Below are 18,586 nucleotides of genomic sequence, written 5' to 3' on the forward strand. Positions count from 1 at the left end.
ATCTCATGAAATATCAACTGACCGCCCTGGAAGCCCGCGTGATTGGTTGCTTGCTGGAAAAACAGGTGACCACGCCGGAGCAATACCCGCTCTCCGTAAATGGTGTAGTCACGGCCTGTAATCAGAAAACGAACCGTGAACCGGTTATGAATCTGAGTGAATCTGAAGTGCAGGAACAGCTGGATAATCTGGTCAAACGTCATTATCTACGCACGGTGAGCGGTTTTGGTAATCGGGTCACCAAATATGAGCAACGTTTTTGTAATTCAGAATTTGGCGATCTGAAACTGAGCGCCGCAGAAGTGGCGTTAATCACCACGCTGTTATTGCGTGGTGCCCAGACGCCGGGTGAACTGCGCAGCCGCGCCGCGCGAATGTATGAATTCAGCGATATAGCGGAAGTGGAGTCGACGCTGGAACAACTGGCGAATCGCGAAGATGGTCCTTTTGTGGTGCGTCTGGCCCGCGAACCGGGTAAACGCGAAAGCCGCTACATGCATCTTTTCAGTGGTGAGGTTGAGAATCCGCCGGCGGTAACGGATATGTCGAACGCGGTTGACGGTGATTTACAGGCCCGCGTCGAAGCCCTGGAAATCGAAGTGGCAGAACTGAAACAGCGTCTTGATTCGTTGCTGGCCCATCTGGGAGATTAAAGTGAAAAAATTACGTATCGGCGTAGTGGGGTTAGGCGGCATCGCGCAAAAAGCGTGGTTACCGGTGCTGGCGGCAGCGTCTGACTGGACGTTACAAGGTGCCTGGTCGCCTACGCGCGCCAAAGCCCTGCCAATTTGTGACAGCTGGCGCATTCCTTATGCTGATTCGTTATCCAGCCTTGCCGCCAGTTGCGATGCGGTTTTTGTGCATTCCAGCACCGCCAGCCACTTTGGCGTGGTCAGTACGTTACTCAATGCGGGGGTACATGTCTGTGTCGATAAACCGCTGGCAGAAAATCTGCGCGATGCTGAACGGCTGGTGGAACTGGCGGCGCGGAAAAAACTGACGTTGATGGTCGGTTTTAACCGTCGTTTCGCACCACTCTACGGTGAGTTAAAAACGCAACTCGCCACCGCGTCCTCGCTAAGAATGGATAAACATCGTACCAATAGCGTCGGGCCACACGATCTTTATTTCACATTGCTGGATGATTATTTGCATGTGGTTGATACCGCGCTGTGGTTGTCTGGCGGCAATGCAACTCTCGAAAGCGGTACGTTGCTGACCAATGAGTCCGGCGAAATGCTGTTTGCCGAGCACCATTTTTCGGCTGGTCCTTTGCAGATCACCACCTGTATGCATCGCCGGGCCGGAAGTCAGCGTGAAACCGTGCAGGCCGTGACTGATGGTGCGCTGATCGACATTACGGATATGCGCGAATGGCGTGAGGAGCGCGGGCAGGGCGTAGTGCATAAACCGATTCCTGGTTGGCAGAGTACGCTTGAGCAACGTGGATTTGTCGACTGTGCGCGGCACTTCATTGAATGCGTGCAAAATCAGACAGTTCCGCAAACAGCCGGCGAACAGGCCGTGCTGGCGCAACGTATCGTTGACAAGATCTGGCGCGATGCGATGAGTGAATAAACCCTGTAACATCTGGCGGTAGCAATTCACCATAATCCAGGTAGACTATTCGCCTCTTTCAGCGCCTGCCTTGCAGGCGTTTTGCCCGTGGGTCTGGATTAGAACACCGATGAATTTATTAAAATCGCTGGCCGCCGTCAGCTCGATGACCATGTTTTCGCGTGTGCTTGGCTTCGCACGAGACGCAATTGTCGCCAGAATCTTTGGCGCAGGGATGGCAACCGACGCCTTTTTCGTCGCTTTTAAACTTCCTAACTTGTTACGCCGTATCTTTGCCGAAGGGGCATTTTCCCAGGCATTTGTACCGATTCTGGCAGAATATAAAAGCAAGCAGGGTGAAGACGCCACGCGGGTCTTTGTCTCTTATGTTTCTGGCCTGCTGACACTTGCGCTGGCGGTTGTGACGGTCGCTGGCATGCTCGCTGCACCGTGGGTGATCATGGTGACCGCGCCAGGCTTCGCTGACACTGCCGACAAATTTGCCCTGACCAGCCAGCTACTAAAGATAACCTTTCCCTATATCTTGCTGATCTCCCTGGCGTCGCTGGTGGGAGCGATTCTGAATACCTGGAACCGCTTCTCAATTCCGGCGTTTGCCCCGACATTGCTCAATATCAGCATGATTGGTTTTGCGCTGTTTGCCGCGCCGTACTTTAATCCACCGGTGCTGGCGCTGGCCTGGGCTGTTACGGTCGGCGGCATCCTGCAGCTGGTGTATCAGCTACCTCATCTGAAGAAGATCGGCATGCTGGTTTTGCCACGCATTAACTTCCACGATGCCGGAGCAATGCGTGTGGTGAAACAGATGGGACCGGCAATCCTTGGCGTCTCTGTGAGCCAGATCTCCTTAATCATCAACACCATTTTTGCCTCGTTTCTTGCTTCCGGTTCGGTGTCGTGGATGTATTACGCCGACCGCTTAATGGAGTTTCCGTCCGGTGTGCTGGGCGTGGCGCTTGGCACCATTTTGCTACCGTCGCTGTCGAAAAGTTTTGCCAGTGGCAATCATGATGAATACAACCGTTTGATGGACTGGGGGCTGCGTCTTTGTTTCCTGTTGGCGCTGCCAAGTGCGGTTGCGTTGGGCATTCTTTCCGGTCCGTTAACCGTTTCGCTGTTCCAGTACGGTAAATTTACCGCCTTTGATGCGCTGATGACCCAGCGGGCGTTAATTGCCTACTCGGTGGGTTTGATTGGCCTGATTGTAGTGAAAGTGTTGGCTCCTGGCTTTTATTCCCGCCAGGACATTAAAACGCCAGTGAAAATTGCCATCGTTACGCTGATTTTAACGCAATTGATGAACCTGGCGTTTATTGGTCCGTTGAAACATGCCGGGCTGTCACTTTCTATTGGTCTGGCGGCGTGTCTGAATGCTTCGCTGCTTTACTGGCAGTTGCGTAAGCAGAAAATCTTTACTCCGCAACCCGGCTGGATGGCGTTTCTGTTGCGTCTGGTGGTGGCGGTACTGGTGATGTCTGGCGTGCTTTTAGGTATGTTACATATCATGCCGGAGTGGTCATTGGGTACCATGCCCTGGCGTTTACTGCGTTTAATGGCGGTCGTGCTGGCGGGGATTGCCGCGTACTTCGCTGCACTGGCAGTACTGGGCTTCAAAGTTAAAGAATTTGCCCGCCGGACGGTGTAACGATACATTCCGGCCTGCAGTGCAGGCCGGAGATAATCTTCAGATCGAAATCTTTTTACTGCCGCGATAGGGGGTTGAGGTCTGACCGTTCGCCCCATACAGCGTCGGTTCCTGATGCGGTTTCAACATTTCCAGCGCCTGTTGATTGCGCTCAATCTGTCCTTCCAGTAACCAGCCGTTATGTTGATTCATTTGGCGTAGTTGCTGCGTTTTCACAGCAATTTCCTGCCAGCGTTGACTAATATCAACGCTATTTGCTGTATTGGGTTCTTTCCTGCGTAACTGTTCGAGGTAATCCAGCGTCGCCAGCAGTGAGCTTTTTTGTTCTGTAATCCATTGCAACTGGCTGCCGTTGATCTGCCCCATAGAGAGATGTTGCTGCTCTTGATCCATTACCGTTTTGAGATCGTTAAGCACAGCGGACATCTGGTCGAGGATCTCTGCAAGACGCGTCATACGATCAATTACTCTGCAAGTCTTGCTGCGCTTCGTTGATCAGCGCATCGGCAATTTTGCCAGTGTCCATTTTTAGTTCACCGTTACGAATCGCCAGCTTTAACGCTTCGACACGTTCAAGATTGATATCACTGCTGCCGGGTTGCATCAGTTTTGCTTGCGCGTCGCTTAACGTCACACTGGTGCTGGTGGAGGCTGTTGTTTTTGCCGCTCGGGTGTTTGTTACCGGCGCGTCAGTGGTTTCGCGCGGTTGAACGGTGCTTACTGGCTTCAGAGGCGAAGTGCGATCAATACTCATGGTTTATTCCTCATTGAGGGCGCTTTTATCATGTGTTGCTTATTTATCGGCAAGGGACGGGTAATCTTTAACAGCTTACAGGTTTATAAGAATATTCCCATCTGCATCAACAACGCCGCTGACCACTTGTCCCGATATCATGCGCACCCGCGCATTCTGTGCGACGGCTGCATTGTTCAGCGCCTGACCTTCTGCGTTGGCGCTAAACCCATCACCGCTGGCGATAACGTTGACGCGTTGTCCCGCTTTTACCCGCCATGCCTGGCGAAAGTGGGTTAACTGGATAGGTTGATCGGGTGATAGATCGCGCAGGCTAACGGCATCAACAAGTTGATTGATATCCAGCACCGTACGCGGTGGCAAGGTATCCAGCCGTCCGCGTTTCAGTTTGACATTGCCAGCTTCCAGCTTTCCTCCACGCACAATGGGCATCGCGGCAACCACATAATTTCCTGTGGCCTGTACATTAACCTGTAAATATCGTTTGTCGTTACCGCAGCGTGCCAACACATTCACATTGCCCCACAGGCGGGAATTATTGCTCATCGAAAGCAATGGCTGCTCGCACGGCGGTAGCAGATTGGGCGCTGTACGAATAGAAACACGAACCTCATCACTTACCCCCGCGAGTTGGGCGCTAAAAAAGTTGTGCAATTGCGATGTGAGATTGCTCGCCGTACTTAACGGACTGAAGAGTATCGCGATGATCGCCACGCTACGTTTTATTGTCAGCATTTTCGCCCCCAGCCATTTCTACAACGTGAATTGTACCTGTCCGCAATGACCATCAACGGCATAAATAGCGACCCATTTTGCGTTTATTCCGCCGATAACGCGCGCGTAAAGGCATTTAAGCTGATGGCAGAATTTTGATACCTGCGGAGGAGATATGCTCGATAAGCTCGACGCCGCCTTACGTTTTCAACAAGAGGCGCTCAATCTGCGCGCCCAGCGTCAGGAAGTGCTGGCAGCAAACATCGCCAATGCCGATACCCCTGGTTATCAGGCGCGCGATATCGATTTTGCCAGTGAACTTAAAAAAGTCATGCAACGTGGACGGGATGCAACCAGTGTGGTTGCTCTGACGATGACCTCAACGCAACACATTCCGGCGCAGGCGCTGACGCCTCCTTCCGCAGAACTGCAATACCGTATTCCGGACCAGCCTTCGCTTGACGGTAATACTGTCGATATGGATCGCGAACGCACCCAGTTTGCCGATAACAGCCTGCAATACCAGATGAGCCTTAGCGCGTTGAGCGGGCAAATTAAAGGCATGATGAACGTTTTACAGAGCGGAAATTAACGGATGGCACTGCTGAATATTTTTGATATCGCCGGGTCGGCGTTAACTGCCCAGTCCCAGCGTCTGAACGTGGCGGCCAGTAATCTGGCGAATGCTGATAGCGTGACCGGTCCCGATGGACAGCCATATCGGGCAAAACAGGTGGTATTCCAGGTTAACGCTGCACCAGGTGCTGCGACAGGCGGCGTAAAGGTTGCCGATGTTATAGAAAGTCAGGCCCCGGACAAACTGGTTTATGAACCGGGTAATCCGCTGGCGGATGCAAAGGGCTACGTGAAAATGCCAAACGTTGATGTCGTCGGGGAGATGGTTAACACCATGTCGGCGTCACGCAGTTATCAGGCCAATGTTGAAGTGCTCAACACGGTGAAAAGCATGATGCTGAAAACCCTTACGCTCGGTCAATAAAGGAGAAAGCTATGTCTATTGCGGTAACCACCACCGATCCGACGAATACCGGCGTCAGTACCACCAGCAGTAGTTCGCTCACGGGCAGCAACGCCGCAGATTTACAAAGCAGTTTTCTGACTTTGTTGGTGGCGCAGCTGAAAAACCAGGACCCGACCAATCCAATGGAAAACAACGAGCTGACGTCGCAATTGGCACAAATCAGCACGGTCAGTGGGATTGAAAAACTCAATACCACGCTCGGATCTATTTCCGGACAGATTGATAACAGTCAGTCGTTACAGGCCAGTAACCTTATCGGTCACGGCGTGATGATCCCCGGTACCACAGTTCTTGCGGGAACCGGCAGTGAAGAAGGGGCTGTGACCACGACCACGCCGTTTGGTGTTGAGTTGCAACAGGCAGCAGACAAAGTGACGGCCACCATCACCGATAAAAACGGCGCGGTCGTCCGTACCATTGATATCGGTGAACTGACTGCCGGAGTCCACAGTTTCACCTGGGACGGTACGTTGACTGACGGCAGCACTGCGCCGAACGGTTCTTACAATGTAGCGATTAGCGCCAGTAACGGTGGTACACAACTGGTTGCCCAACCGCTGCAGTTTGCTCTGGTGCAGGGGGTGATCCGCGGCAACAACGGTAATACGCTGGATCTTGGCACTTACGGCACCACTACCCTCGACGAAGTACGGCAGATAATTTAAGCCTTCACATTTCAGGAGTCAGTCATGGCCTTTTCTCAAGCGGTTAGCGGATTAAACGCTGCCGCCACCAACCTCGATGTTATTGGCAACAATATCGCCAACTCCGCCACCTACGGCTTTAAATCAGGCACGGCCTCTTTTGCCGATATGTTTGCCGGTTCGAAAGTGGGACTGGGGGTAAAAGTTGCTGGTATCACTCAGGACTTTACCGATGGCACGACCACCAACACCGGGCGTGGTCTGGACGTTGCTATCAGCCAGAACGGTTTTTTCCGTCTGGTAGACAGCAATGGTTCGGTATTCTACAGCCGTAACGGACAATTTAAGCTGGATGAAAACCGTAACCTGGTGAATATGCAAGGTTTACAGCTGACGGGTTACCCGGCAACCGGTACGCCGCCGACTATTCAGCAAGGGGCGAATCCGACCAATATTTCGATTCCGAATACCCTGATGGCAGCGAAAACTACCACCACGGCGTCGATGCAGATCAACCTGAATTCCAGTGATTCGCTTCCCTCTGTTAACGCATTTGATGCCAGCAATGCGGATAGCTATAACAAAAAAGGTTCGGTGACTGTTTTCGATAGTCAGGGTAATGCTCATGACATGAGCGTCTACTTTGTGAAGACCGGGGATAATAACTGGGATGTTTACACCCTGGATAGCAGTGATCCAACAGGCACAGCTAACCCTGCAACGACGCTGGTGTTTAATGCCAATGGCGTTCTGACCTCAGATCCAACAAAGGATATTACCACCGGCGCAATTAACGGCGCAGATCCCGCCACGTTTAGCCTGAGCTTCCTCAACTCCATGCAGCAAAATACCGGCGCTAACAACATTGTGGCAACCACCCAGAACGGCTACAAACCGGGCGATCTGGTGAGTTATCAAATCAATGATGACGGTACGGTTGTCGGCAACTATTCCAACGAACAAACCCAACTGCTGGGGCAGATTGTACTGGCGAACTTTGCCAACAACGAAGGTCTGGCATCCGAAGGCGACAACGTCTGGTCCGCTACGCAATCTTCTGGCGTGGCGCTGTTGGGGACAGCCGGGACGGGCAACTTTGGCACCCTGACCAACGGTGCGCTGGAAGCGTCCAACGTCGATCTCAGTAAAGAACTGGTCAATATGATCGTTGCCCAGCGTAACTATCAGTCTAACGCCCAGACCATCAAAACCCAGGACCAGATCCTCAATACGCTGGTTAACTTACGCTAATCGCTGACGGGATAGCTCAATGGATCACGCAATTTATACCGCGATGGGAGCAGCCAGCCAGACGCTGAATCAACAGGCGGTAACCGCCAGTAATCTGGCCAATGCCTCTACGCCCGGTTTTCGCGCGCAGTTAAACGCCTTGCGCGCAGTGCCGGTGGAAGGGCTTTCACTGCCCACGCGCACGCTGGTAACGGCGTCAACACCGGGTGCAGACATGACGCCCGGCAAGATGGATTACACCTCGCGCCCGCTGGACGTTGCGTTGCAGCAGGATGGTTGGCTGGTCGTGCAGACCGCTGACGGCAGTGAAGGGTATACGCGTAATGGCAGCATTCAGGTTGATCCCACCGGGCAACTGACAATTCAGGGACATCCGGTGGTAGGCGAGGCGGGGCCAATTGCTGTGCCGGAAGGGGCGGAAATCACTATTGCTGCCGATGGCACAATCTCGGCGCTGAATCCGGGCGATCCGGCAAATACGGTTGCGCCAGTGGGGCGTCTGAAGCTGGTGAAAGCCACGGGCAGCGAAGTCCAGCGCGGTGACGATGGCATTTTTCGTTTAAGCGCAGAAAGCCAGGCTACGCGTGGGCCGGTACTGCAGGCAGATCCAACCTTGCGTGTGATGTCGGGGGTTCTGGAAGGCAGTAACGTCAATGCCGTTGCGGCAATGAGCGACATGATTGCCAGCGCACGGCGTTTTGAAATGCAGATGAAGGTGATCAGCAGCGTCGATGATAACGCAGGCCGTGCCAACCAACTGCTGTCGATGAGTTAATTGAAAGGATACATGACAAGTATAAGTTGCCCTATGCGCAAGTTTATCGGGTCTATGGGGGCAATCGCAATTTATCGATTTTGCGAGCTCTTGTAGGCCGGATAAGGCGTTTACGCCGCATCCGGCAAGAAGACATATGCACTTTGTCACTAATCCACTACAGGACATTTTATGATCAGTTCATTATGGATCGCCAAAACGGGCCTTGACGCCCAGCAAACCAATATGGACGTCATTGCCAACAACCTGGCAAACGTTAGTACCAACGGTTTTAAGCGTCAGCGCGCGGTGTTTGAAGATCTACTTTATCAAACCATTCGCCAGCCGGGGGCACAGTCTTCCGAACAAACCACCTTACCATCCGGATTACAAATCGGTACGGGGGTACGCCCGGTCGCCACGGAACGTTTACACAGCCAGGGCAACCTGTCGCAAACCAATAACAGTAAAGACGTCGCGATTAAAGGGCAGGGCTTTTTCCAGGTGATGTTGCCAGATGGCTCATCAGCCTATACCCGTGACGGCTCTTTCCAGGTGGATCAGAACGGGCAGCTGGTGACGGCCGGTGGTTTTCAGGTGCAGCCAGCGATCACCATTCCGGCGAATGCGTTAAGTATCACCATCGGTCGTGATGGCGTGGTCAGCGTAACCCAACAAGGCCAGGCAGCTCCGGTTCAGGTTGGGCAGCTCAATCTCACCACCTTTATGAATGACACCGGACTGGAGAGCATTGGCGAAAACCTCTACACCGAAACGCAATCCTCCGGTGCACCGAACGAAAGCACGCCGGGCCTGAACGGCGCGGGACTGCTGTATCAAGGGTATGTTGAAACGTCTAACGTCAACGTGGCGGAAGAACTGGTCAATATGATTCAGGTGCAACGCGCTTACGAAATCAACAGTAAAGCGGTGTCCACCACCGATCAGATGCTGCAAAAACTGACGCAACTCTAAGGCTTAACCGGTGGGCAGGTTCACCGGTTTACTGATTTTTGAAGATGATAGCCATGCAAAAAAACGCTGCGCATACTTATGCCATTTCCAGCTTGTTGGCGCTTTCACTAACCGGCTGCGCCTGGATACCCTCCACGCCGCTGGTACAGGGGGCGACCAGTGCACAACCGGTTCCCGGTCCGACGCCCGTCGCCAACGGGTCTATTTTCCAGTCTGCTCAGCCGATTAACTATGGCTATCAACCGCTGTTTGAAGATCGTCGACCACGCAATATTGGCGATACGCTGACTATCGTGTTGCAGGAGAACGTCAGCGCCAGCAAAAGCTCCTCTGCGAATGCCAGCCGTGACGGTAAAACTAATTTTGGCTTTGATACTGTGCCGCGCTATTTGCAGGGGTTGTTTGGTAACGCTCGTGCCGATGTCGAAGCCTCCGGTGGTAACACGTTCAACGGAAAAGGCGGGGCCAATGCCAGCAATACCTTTAGCGGTACGTTGACGGTGACGGTTGACCAGGTACTGGTCAACGGCAACCTGCATGTGGTGGGTGAAAAACAGATCGCCATTAATCAGGGTACCGAATTTATTCGCTTCTCTGGGGTGGTTAATCCACGCACTATCAGCGGCAGCAATACCGTACCGTCTACTCAGGTGGCAGATGCGCGCATTGAATACGTAGGCAATGGCTACATTAACGAAGCGCAAAATATGGGCTGGTTGCAGCGTTTCTTCCTTAACCTGTCGCCAATGTAAGTGAGGCTGTGGTGATTAAATTTCTCTCTGCATTAATTCTTTTACTGGTTACCACGGCGGCTCAGGCTGAGCGTATTCGCGATCTCACCAGTGTTCAGGGGGTAAGGCAAAACTCACTGATTGGCTATGGCCTGGTGGTGGGGCTTGATGGTACAGGTGACCAGACAACTCAGACGCCGTTTACCACACAAACGCTTAATAACATGCTCTCACAGCTGGGAATTACCGTTCCGACGGGCACTAATATGCAGCTAAAAAACGTCGCTGCGGTTATGGTGACAGCGTCACTTCCACCGTTTGGACGTCAGGGGCAAACCATTGACGTGGTGGTTTCTTCCATGGGAAATGCCAAAAGTCTGCGTGGCGGTACGTTATTGATGACACCGCTTAAGGGCGTTGACAGTCAGGTGTATGCGCTGGCGCAGGGCAATATTCTGGTTGGCGGCGCAGTGGCCTCCGCTGGCGGTAGCAGTGTTCAGGTGAATCAACTGAACGGTGGACGGATCACCAATGGTGCGGTTATTGAACGTGAATTGCCCAGCCAGTTTGGCGTCGGGAATACCCTTAATTTGCAACTTAACGACGAAGATTTCAGTATGGCGCAGCAAATCGCTGACACCATCAACCGCGTGCGTGGATATGGCAGCGCCACCGCGTTAGATGCGCGGACTATTCAGGTGCGCGTACCAAGTGGCAACAGTTCCCAGGTCCGTTTCCTTGCCGATATCCAGAATATGCAGGTTAATGTCACCCCGCAGGACGCTAAAGTAGTGATTAACTCGCGCACTGGTTCGGTGGTGATGAATCGCGAAGTGACCCTCGACAGCTGCGCGGTAGCGCAGGGGAATCTCTCAGTAACAGTTAATCGTCAGGCCAATGTCAGCCAGCCAGATACACCGTTTGGTGGTGGGCAGACTGTGGTTACTCCACAAACGCAGATCGATTTACGCCAGAGCGGCGGTTCGCTGCAAAGCGTACGTTCCAGCGCCAGCCTCAATAACGTGGTGCGTGCGCTCAATGCGCTGGGCGCTACGCCGATGGATCTGATGTCCATACTGCAATCAATGCAAAGTGCGGGATGTCTGCGGGCAAAACTGGAAATCATCTGATGATCAGCGACAGCAAACTACTGGCAAGTGCGGCCTGGGATGCGCAATCACTCAACGAACTAAAGGCGAAAGCGGGCGAAGATCCAGCGGCAAATATCCGTCCGGTGGCCCGCCAGGTGGAAGGGATGTTCGTGCAGATGATGTTGAAAAGCATGCGCGACGCTTTACCAAAAGATGGCCTGTTCAGCAGCGAGCACACTCGCCTGTATACCAGTATGTATGACCAGCAGATTGCCCAACAGATGACGGCGGGCAAAGGTCTGGGGCTGGCAGAGATGATGGTTAAACAGATGACGCCAGAACAACCATTGCCAGAGGAGTCCACGCCAGCAGCACCGATAAAATTCCCGCTCGAAACCGTGGTGCGTTATCAAAATCAGACGCTTTCGCAGCTGGTGCAAAAGGCCGTACCACGTAACTACGATGATTCGCTGCCGGGTGACAGTAAAGCATTCCTCGCGCAACTCTCGCTGCCCGCCCAACTGGCAAGCCAGCAAAGTGGTGTGCCACATCATTTGATCCTCGCTCAGGCGGCGCTGGAATCTGGCTGGGGACAACGGCAAATCCGCCGTGAAAACGGCGAGCCGAGCTATAACCTGTTTGGTGTCAAAGCCTCTGGCAACTGGAAAGGGCCAGTCACTGAAATCACCACGACTGAATATGAAAATGGCGAAGCGAAGAAAGTAAAAGCGAAGTTTCGGGTCTACAGCTCGTATCTGGAAGCATTGTCGGATTACGTTGGGCTGTTAACGCGTAACCCGCGCTACGCCGCCGTGACGACCGCCGCGAGTGCGGAGCAGGGGGCGCAGGCCCTACAGGACGCGGGCTATGCCACCGATCCTCACTATGCCCGCAAACTCACCAACATGATTCAGCAGATGAAATCGATAAGCGACAAGGTGAGCAAAACCTACAGCATGAACATTGATAATCTGTTCTGAATAACTCAAGTCCGGCGGGTCGCTGCCGATAATACTCTGTAATTGAAGGCTTATAAGGAACCTCCATGTCCAGCTTGATCAATAACGCCATGAGCGGACTGAACGCGGCCCAGGCGGCGTTAAATACGGCAAGTAATAATATCTCCAGCTATAACGTTGCCGGATATACCCGCCAAACCACTATTATGGCGCAGGCCAATAGCACGTTGGGCGCTGGCGGCTGGGTTGGCAATGGCGTCTACGTTTCTGGTGTGCAGCGTGAGTATGATGCGTTTATTACCAACCAGTTACGTGCGGCGCAGACGCAAAGTAGCGGCCTGACTGCCCGCTATGAGCAGATGTCGAAAATCGACAATATGCTCTCCACCAGTACCTCTTCGCTGGCAACACAGATGCAGGATTTCTTCACCAGCCTGCAAACGCTGGTGAGTAACGCGGAAGATCCGGCAGCGCGCCAGGCGCTGATTGGGAAATCAGAAGGGTTGGTGAATCAGTTTAAAACCACCGATCAATATCTGCGCGACCAGGACAAACAGGTCAATATCGCGATAGGTGCCAGTGTTGATCAGATCAACAATTACGCTAAACAAATCGCCAGCCTGAACGATCAGATCTCCCGCCTGACAGGCGTGGGGGCAGGGGCGTCACCTAACAATCTGCTGGATCAACGCGATCAACTGGTGAGCGAATTAAACCAGATTGTTGGCGTAGAAGTCAGTGTTCAGGATGGTGGCACTTATAACATCACGATGGCCAATGGCTACTCACTGGTTCAGGGAAGTACGGCGCGGCAACTTGCGGCAGTTCCTTCCAGCGCCGACCCTTCTCGTACGACTGTCGCTTATGTTGATGGGACGGCAGGCAATATTGAGATCCCGGAGAAATTACTGAATACCGGGTCGCTGGGCGGCATTCTGACATTCCGTTCTCAGGATCTGGACCAGACGCGTAATACGCTTGGACAACTGGCGCTGGCATTTGCCGAGGCTTTCAACACCCAACACAAAGCCGGATTTGATGCTAACGGCGATGCCGGTGAAGATTTCTTTGCTATCGGTAAGCCCGCGGTTCTGCAAAACACGAAAAACAAAGGTGACGTTGCGATCGGTGCAACGGTAACTGATACCTCCGCGGTACTGGCGACAGATTACAAAATCTCGTTCGATAATAATCAGTGGCAGGTCACCCGCCTTGCCAGCAATACCACTTTTACGGTGACGCCGGATGCCAACGGTAAAGTGGCATTTGATGGTCTGGAGTTGACGTTTACAGGAACGCCTGCCGTTAACGACAGCTTCACGCTGAAACCGGTAAGTGACGCCATCGTCAACATGGATGTATTAATCACCGACGAAGCGAAAATCGCCATGGCGAGCGCAGAAGATGCGGGTGATAGCGACAACCGCAACGGTCAGGCCCTGCTCGATCTGCAAAGCAACAGTAAAACGGTGGGCGGTGCGAAATCCTTTAACGACGCTTATGCCTCGTTAGTGAGTGATATCGGTAATAAAACCGCGACGTTGAAAACCAGTAGCACCACTCAAGGTAATGTGGTGACGCAGCTTTCCAATCAGCAGCAGTCGATTTCCGGTGTCAATCTCGATGAGGAGTACGGAAATCTGCAACGTTTTCAGCAGTATTACCTCGCGAATGCGCAGGTTCTGCAGACGGCAAACGCGATTTTTGATGCGCTGATTAACATTCGCTAAGGGGAGATAAAATGCGTTTCAGTACCCAGATGATGTACCAGCAAAACATGCGCGGCATCACCAATTCTCAGGCAGAATGGATGAAGTACGGCGAACAGATGTCGACGGGTAAGCGAGTCGTTAACCCTTCAGATGATCCCATTGCTGCATCACAAGCTGTTGTTCTCTCCCAGGCACAGGCGCAAAACAGCCAGTACACGCTGGCGCGTACTTTCGCCACTCAAAAAGTGTCACTGGAAGAGAGTGTACTTAGCCAGGTCACAACCGCTATACAGAATGCTCAGGAAAAAATTGTCTACGCCAGCAATGGCACCTTGAGTGACGATGACCGGGCCTCGCTGGCTACGGATATTCAGGGGCTTCGTGACCAGTTGCTGAATCTGGCGAACACCACTGACGGTAACGGGCGCTACATTTTTGCCGGTTATAAAACAGAATCCGCACCGTTTAGCGAGGCGGATGGCAAATACGAAGGCGGAGCAGAAAGTATTAAACAACAGGTCGATGCTTCGCGTTCGATGGTGATAGGACATACGGGCGACAAAATTTTCGACAGTATTACTAGCAACGCGGTAGCGGAACCAGACGGTAGCGCTTCTGAAACCAATCTTTTTGCCATGCTGGATAGCGCCATCGCAGCCCTGAAAACGCCGGTCGCGGATAGCGAAGCGGATAAAGAAACCGCCGCTGCGGCACTGGATAAAACCAACCGCGGACTGAAAAACTCGCTGAACAATGTGCTGACTGTTCGCGCGGAATTAGGCACGCAACTGAACGAACTGGAGTCGCTGGATTCATTAGGTAGCGATCGCGCTTTAGGGCAAACGCAGCAGATGAGCGATCTGGTTGATGTGGACTGGAATGCAACTATTTCATCTTACATCATGCAGCAAACGGCATTGCAGGCATCGTATAAAGCATTTACCGATATGCAGGGATTGTCGCTCTTCCAGCTCAACAAATAAGCTCGCTTTAAAACATATCATGAAACTGGGTATGTTTTGTCTGCCCGCTCTGGGATCGCCGGAGCGGGCATTTTTTTGCCTATTTTGTATTGTTGGTTAGCAAGGATGCCATTTGATGAATTTTAATATGTTGACTCAAAGATGAAATAAAAAAGCCCTGGCAGTTACCAGGGCTTGATTACTTGAGCTAACTATTACTCAACAGGTTGCGGACGCGCAGGAGCGGCAGATGCATGATGCGTTGCCGTATGACCACCTGCGGCACCTTTACCTTCGAAGGCAAAAGTAGGGCGCTGCCAGTCACTGTGACGCGGTGCTTCCGGAACATATTCCGGTGCCGGAGCGCGCGTCATCGGCGCGGTAGCGTGGTTATGCTCAACGGTGACCTCAGGTTCAACCGCAGCTACCGTTTCAACTTCTGCTGTGACTTCAGCGACGACTGGCGCGGCAGGTTGAGCAACAACTTCAGGTTCAGCAACCACAACCTCAGCAGTTTCGGCAACTTCTTCAATATCTGCCGTCTCTTCCTGCGGTTCAACCACCGGTTCTGCGTGTTCTGCAACTTCCTGGGCTACGGCAACATCAGACTCGGTAATCACCTGCGGCTGTTCAGTTACCGCGGCAGCAATCACTTCAGGATGCGTCGTTTCAACCACTTCCGGTTGCGGTTCGGCAACCTGAACGGGGGCTTCTACGACTTCAGCCACTTCTTCAACAACTGGCGCGCTAACAACAGGTTCGGCAGCGGCGGCGACAGGGACCTCAGTCACCATCGGCTGCACTTGTACTTCTTCCTGTTCGCGCTGCTCTTCAACCTGTACATCTTGCGGACGTACAATTGGATAGCGGATCCAGACTTTGCCAGAGGCCAGTTCCGGAGACGCGCACGCTACGGTCAACGGCATTGGCGACTGGGTTGGATAACGCTCGTCACGATAGCGACGACGACGCTGACCACTTACGCGCAGGTGACGAGGCGAGCGGCGAGAACGACGCGGCATGCCACCGTTGTCACGGTTATCAGCATTGTTCTCTTCTTGCTGTTCTGGTGCAGTTTGCGCTACGACTGGCAGCGGAACTTTCACCAATTCTGTGCGTGGGGCTGCCGCTTCCTGAACAATTGGTTCGGCTGCGACAGTTTCTTCAACCACCGGTGCGACTACCGCTTCTTCGGCTACGCTTTGCTCGTAACGCACTTTCTGATTGAGCTGACGCTGTTTACGACGCGGCTGAACCGGACGTACACGTTCTTCCTGTTCGGTTTCCTGAACAGATTGCTCTTCAACATTCAGCGCCTTCACTTCTTGTTGCGCCTGACGTTTATCATCGTTACGGCGGCGGCTACGTTCACGACGCGGCGTTTGCTGCTCGTCGGTGGTACGCGCTTTTTCCGTTACCTCTGCCTGCTGACGGCTCTCACGCGTCTCGGCAGTCTGCTGCTGTGCCTGGCGACGATTACGACGGTTTTCTTCGCGATTATCGCTGCCTTCAGTACGTTCACTACGAGGGTCGCGGCGCTCATTACGGTCACGGCGGTTGTTCTGACGAGGCTTGCGACGATCCTGTTGACGTTCCGGTTTCGCTTCTGCTTTCGGTGTTGGTTGCTCGGACGGTTTGGTTTCTTCACCACCGCTGAACAGCGCTTTCAGTGCGCCGAAGAAGCGGCTCAACAGCCCAGGTTGGGCAGGAGCGGCTGGTGTTGCCGGTGCAGATTTAGGTGCTGGGGCTACGACAGGCGCGGCAGGTTCAGCTGGCGTTGGTGCTGGCGGCACATCCGGCATGGCAAAGGTTGCCAGCGCAGGTTGTTCCGGACGCTTACGTTCAGCGAACTCTTCTTCAGACGGCAGCGCCATCGCTTCTTCATGCAGCTTCGGCAGCATGTAGCTTAAGGTTGGGGTTTCTTCCCCTTTGCGCACGCGCAGCACATGGTAGTGCGGGGTTTCCATCTGATCGTTTGGCACAATCACACAGCGTACGCCGTCCTGACGAGTTTCAATCGCATTTACCGCAGAACGTTTTTCATTCAGCAGGTAAGAAGCAATTGGCACAGGAACAATGGCGTGAACTTCCTGGGTGTTCTCTTTCAGCGCTTCTTCTTCGATCAGACGCAGAATAGAGAGCGACAGCGATTCGTTGTCACGAACGGTACCGGTACCGGAGCAGCGCGGGCAGACGTGATGGCTGGATTCACCCAGTGATGGGCTCAGGCGCTGACGGGACATTTCCAGCAGGCCAAAGCGAGAAATATGGCTGATTTGAATACGCGCCCGGTCCTGACGCACCGCTTCACGCAGACGGTTTTCTACCGCACGCTGGTGGCGTACTGGCGTCATGTCGATGAAGTCGATAACAATCAGGCCGCCGAGGTCACGCAGGCGCAACTGACGAGCAATCTCATCGGCAGCTTCGAGGTTGGTGTTAAACGCGGTTTCTTCGATATCGCCGCCGCGGGTCGCGCGTGCGGAGTTGATGTCGATGGCCGTTAACGCTTCGGTGCTGTCGATAACAATGGAACCACCGGATGGCAGACGAACTTCACGCTGGAAGGCGGACTCGATCTGCGACTCGATCTGGTAGTGGCTGAACAGCGGGATCTCGCCGGTGTACAGTTTGATTTTGCTGCTGAAATCCGGGCGGCCTAATGCAGCGATATGCTGACGTGCCAGTTCGAGCACTTTCGGGTTATCGATAAGGATTTCGCCGATGTCCTGGCGTAAGTAATCGCGGAATGCGCGAACGATTACGTTGCTCTCCTGATGAATCAGGAACGGAGCCGGGCGGCTTTCAGCGGCTTTTTTGATGGCTTCCCAGTGTTTCAGACGGAAGCTTAAATCCCATTGCAGCGCCTCAGCAGATTTGCCGACGCCAGCGGTGCGCACGATAAGCCCCATGCCTTCCGGCAGTTCAAGGCTTGCCAGTGCTTCTTTTAATTCGGTACGGTCGTCGCCTTCGATACGACGAGAAATACCACCCGCGCGCGGGTTGTTCGGCATCAGAACCAGATAGCTACCCGCCAGACTGATAAAGGTGGTTAATGCCGCGCCTTTGTTGCCGCGCTCTTCTTTATCGATCTGAACAATGACTTCCTGACCTTCACGCAACACATCTTTAATGTTGGGACGACCATGAGCACTGTAGTTAGCAGGGAAATATTCGCGGGCAATTTCTTTTAGTGGGAGGAAACCGTGACGTTCAGCGCCGTAATCAACAAAAGCAGCTTCCAGACTCGGTTCAATGCGGGTGATTTTACCTTTGTAGATGTTTGCCTTTTTCTGCTCGTGCCCTGGACTTTCGATATCCAGGTCATACAGACGCTGCCCATCTACAAGGGCAACGCGCAACTCTTCCTGCTGAGTTGCGTTGATTAACATTCTTTTCATCGTAACTTACTCATTATTCTTACATTGACGACTAAGCTGCGGGCAAAGTAACGCCTTTCCGGGTGTGAACCGATGGCCTCGTGTCTAGTCGCGTCGCCAACCTCACGGTTATCGTCAGCTCAAAGAGGCGCAGAGTGTCGGTTGCCCGTTTTTCATGCGGAAAAACAGCGCAATTATCAAAGAAACAGACTGGGTATTACTCTCCAGAAATATTTCCATCTACCGGTAAGGACTGCAACCCGCAGCCCGCTAACTGCCTGAAAGATCAATACGTCTTACGCCATTGCTGCGTGGATGATCGGTCGGGCAAAATGGGTTATTCCGTAAAATTTCTTGTTTTAACAAGGATGGACACGGAAACGGCCTCATTATT

The 18,586-nt window shown here is 53.1% G+C and carries 18 protein-coding genes; 14 read left to right on the top strand and 4 right to left on the bottom strand.

What is annotated here, in order from left to right:
* Positions 1-5 precede the first annotated feature (5 nt).
* The 3 genes from ACJHX4_RS04375 to murJ all read left to right on the top strand — a co-directional run bounded on the left by ACJHX4_RS04375 (position 6) and on the right by murJ (position 3,223).
* Complete coding sequence (locus ACJHX4_RS04375; protein ID WP_247773229.1) at positions 6-653, top strand: YceH family protein; 648 nt, start codon at positions 6-8, stop codon at positions 651-653.
* A gap of 1 nt (position 654) precedes the next feature.
* A complete protein-coding gene (locus ACJHX4_RS04380) occupies positions 655-1,578 on the top strand; it encodes a Gfo/Idh/MocA family protein (RefSeq protein ID WP_000736146.1) in 924 nt (307 codons plus the stop codon).
* A 109-nt stretch (positions 1,579-1,687) separates the two neighbouring features.
* A complete protein-coding gene (murJ, locus tag ACJHX4_RS04385; RefSeq protein WP_001050672.1) occupies positions 1,688-3,223 on the top strand; it encodes a murein biosynthesis integral membrane protein MurJ in 1,536 nt (511 codons plus the stop codon).
* Between the two features lie 39 nt (positions 3,224-3,262).
* On the opposite strand, the gene flgN is transcribed toward murJ, so the two are convergent.
* The 3 genes from flgN to flgA all read right to left on the bottom strand — a co-directional run bounded on the left by flgN (position 3,263) and on the right by flgA (position 4,712).
* On the bottom strand, positions 3,263-3,679 hold the full coding sequence (gene flgN / locus ACJHX4_RS04390; RefSeq protein WP_000197357.1) for a flagella biosynthesis chaperone FlgN: 417 nt from the start codon (positions 3,677-3,679) through the stop codon (positions 3,263-3,265).
* 4 nt (positions 3,680-3,683) lie between these two features.
* A complete protein-coding gene (gene flgM, locus ACJHX4_RS04395) occupies positions 3,684-3,977 on the bottom strand; it encodes a flagellar biosynthesis anti-sigma factor FlgM (RefSeq protein ID WP_000020884.1) in 294 nt (97 codons plus the stop codon).
* A gap of 75 nt (positions 3,978-4,052) precedes the next feature.
* On the bottom strand, positions 4,053-4,712 hold the full coding sequence (gene flgA / locus ACJHX4_RS04400; RefSeq protein WP_000955721.1) for a flagellar basal body P-ring formation chaperone FlgA: 660 nt from the start codon (positions 4,710-4,712) through the stop codon (positions 4,053-4,055).
* A 154-nt stretch (positions 4,713-4,866) separates the two neighbouring features.
* On the opposite strand from flgA, the gene flgB reads away from it, so the two are divergent.
* The 11 genes from flgB (at position 4,867) to flgL (ending at position 14,833) form a co-directional block, all read left to right on the top strand.
* On the top strand, positions 4,867-5,283 hold the full coding sequence (flgB, locus tag ACJHX4_RS04405) for a flagellar basal body rod protein FlgB (protein WP_000884697.1): 417 nt from the start codon (positions 4,867-4,869) through the stop codon (positions 5,281-5,283).
* 3 nt (positions 5,284-5,286) lie between these two features.
* Entirely contained in the window at positions 5,287-5,691 is a 405-nt protein-coding gene (flgC, locus tag ACJHX4_RS04410; protein ID WP_001196460.1) for a flagellar basal body rod protein FlgC, read from the top strand.
* Positions 5,692-5,702: 11 nt separating this feature from the next.
* Positions 5,703-6,398 carry a flagellar hook assembly protein FlgD gene (flgD, locus tag ACJHX4_RS04415; RefSeq protein WP_000020484.1) on the top strand — a complete coding sequence of 232 codons (696 nt, stop codon included), beginning with the start codon at positions 5,703-5,705 and terminating at the stop codon, positions 6,396-6,398.
* A 24-nt stretch (positions 6,399-6,422) separates the two neighbouring features.
* Positions 6,423-7,628, top strand: a complete 1,206-nt coding sequence (flgE, locus tag ACJHX4_RS04420) for a flagellar hook protein FlgE (RefSeq protein WP_000885885.1) — start codon at positions 6,423-6,425, stop codon at positions 7,626-7,628.
* Positions 7,629-7,647: 19 nt separating this feature from the next.
* A complete protein-coding gene (gene flgF, locus ACJHX4_RS04425) occupies positions 7,648-8,403 on the top strand; it encodes a flagellar basal-body rod protein FlgF (RefSeq protein ID WP_000349340.1) in 756 nt (251 codons plus the stop codon).
* 171 nt (positions 8,404-8,574) lie between these two features.
* Complete coding sequence (gene flgG / locus ACJHX4_RS04430; RefSeq protein ID WP_000625837.1) at positions 8,575-9,357, top strand: flagellar basal-body rod protein FlgG; 783 nt, start codon at positions 8,575-8,577, stop codon at positions 9,355-9,357.
* 53 nt (positions 9,358-9,410) lie between these two features.
* Entirely contained in the window at positions 9,411-10,109 is a 699-nt protein-coding gene (gene flgH, locus ACJHX4_RS04435) for a flagellar basal body L-ring protein FlgH (RefSeq protein WP_001295960.1), read from the top strand.
* A gap of 11 nt (positions 10,110-10,120) precedes the next feature.
* Entirely contained in the window at positions 10,121-11,218 is a 1,098-nt protein-coding gene (flgI, locus tag ACJHX4_RS04440; RefSeq protein WP_327643341.1) for a flagellar basal body P-ring protein FlgI, read from the top strand.
* Entirely contained in the window at positions 11,218-12,159 is a 942-nt protein-coding gene (gene flgJ / locus ACJHX4_RS04445) for a flagellar assembly peptidoglycan hydrolase FlgJ (protein WP_001295961.1), read from the top strand. The genes flgI and flgJ overlap by 1 nt, the downstream gene beginning before the upstream one ends.
* A 65-nt stretch (positions 12,160-12,224) precedes the next feature.
* Entirely contained in the window at positions 12,225-13,868 is a 1,644-nt protein-coding gene (flgK, locus tag ACJHX4_RS04450) for a flagellar hook-associated protein FlgK (protein WP_000096483.1), read from the top strand.
* 11 nt (positions 13,869-13,879) lie between these two features.
* Positions 13,880-14,833: a flagellar hook-associated protein FlgL gene (gene flgL / locus ACJHX4_RS04455; RefSeq protein WP_001212762.1), complete on the top strand. Its 954-nt coding sequence runs from the start codon at positions 13,880-13,882 to the stop codon at positions 14,831-14,833.
* A 194-nt stretch (positions 14,834-15,027) separates the two neighbouring features.
* Here flgL and rne read toward each other — a convergent pair whose 3' ends face one another.
* A complete protein-coding gene (rne, locus tag ACJHX4_RS04460) occupies positions 15,028-18,213 on the bottom strand; it encodes a ribonuclease E (RefSeq protein ID WP_000827406.1) in 3,186 nt (1,061 codons plus the stop codon).
* Between the last annotated feature and the right edge of the window lie 373 nt (positions 18,214-18,586).

It is taken from the genome of Escherichia sp. WS2035, assembly GCF_046487065.1.
Lineage (GTDB): Bacteria > Pseudomonadota > Gammaproteobacteria > Enterobacterales > Enterobacteriaceae > Escherichia > Escherichia coli.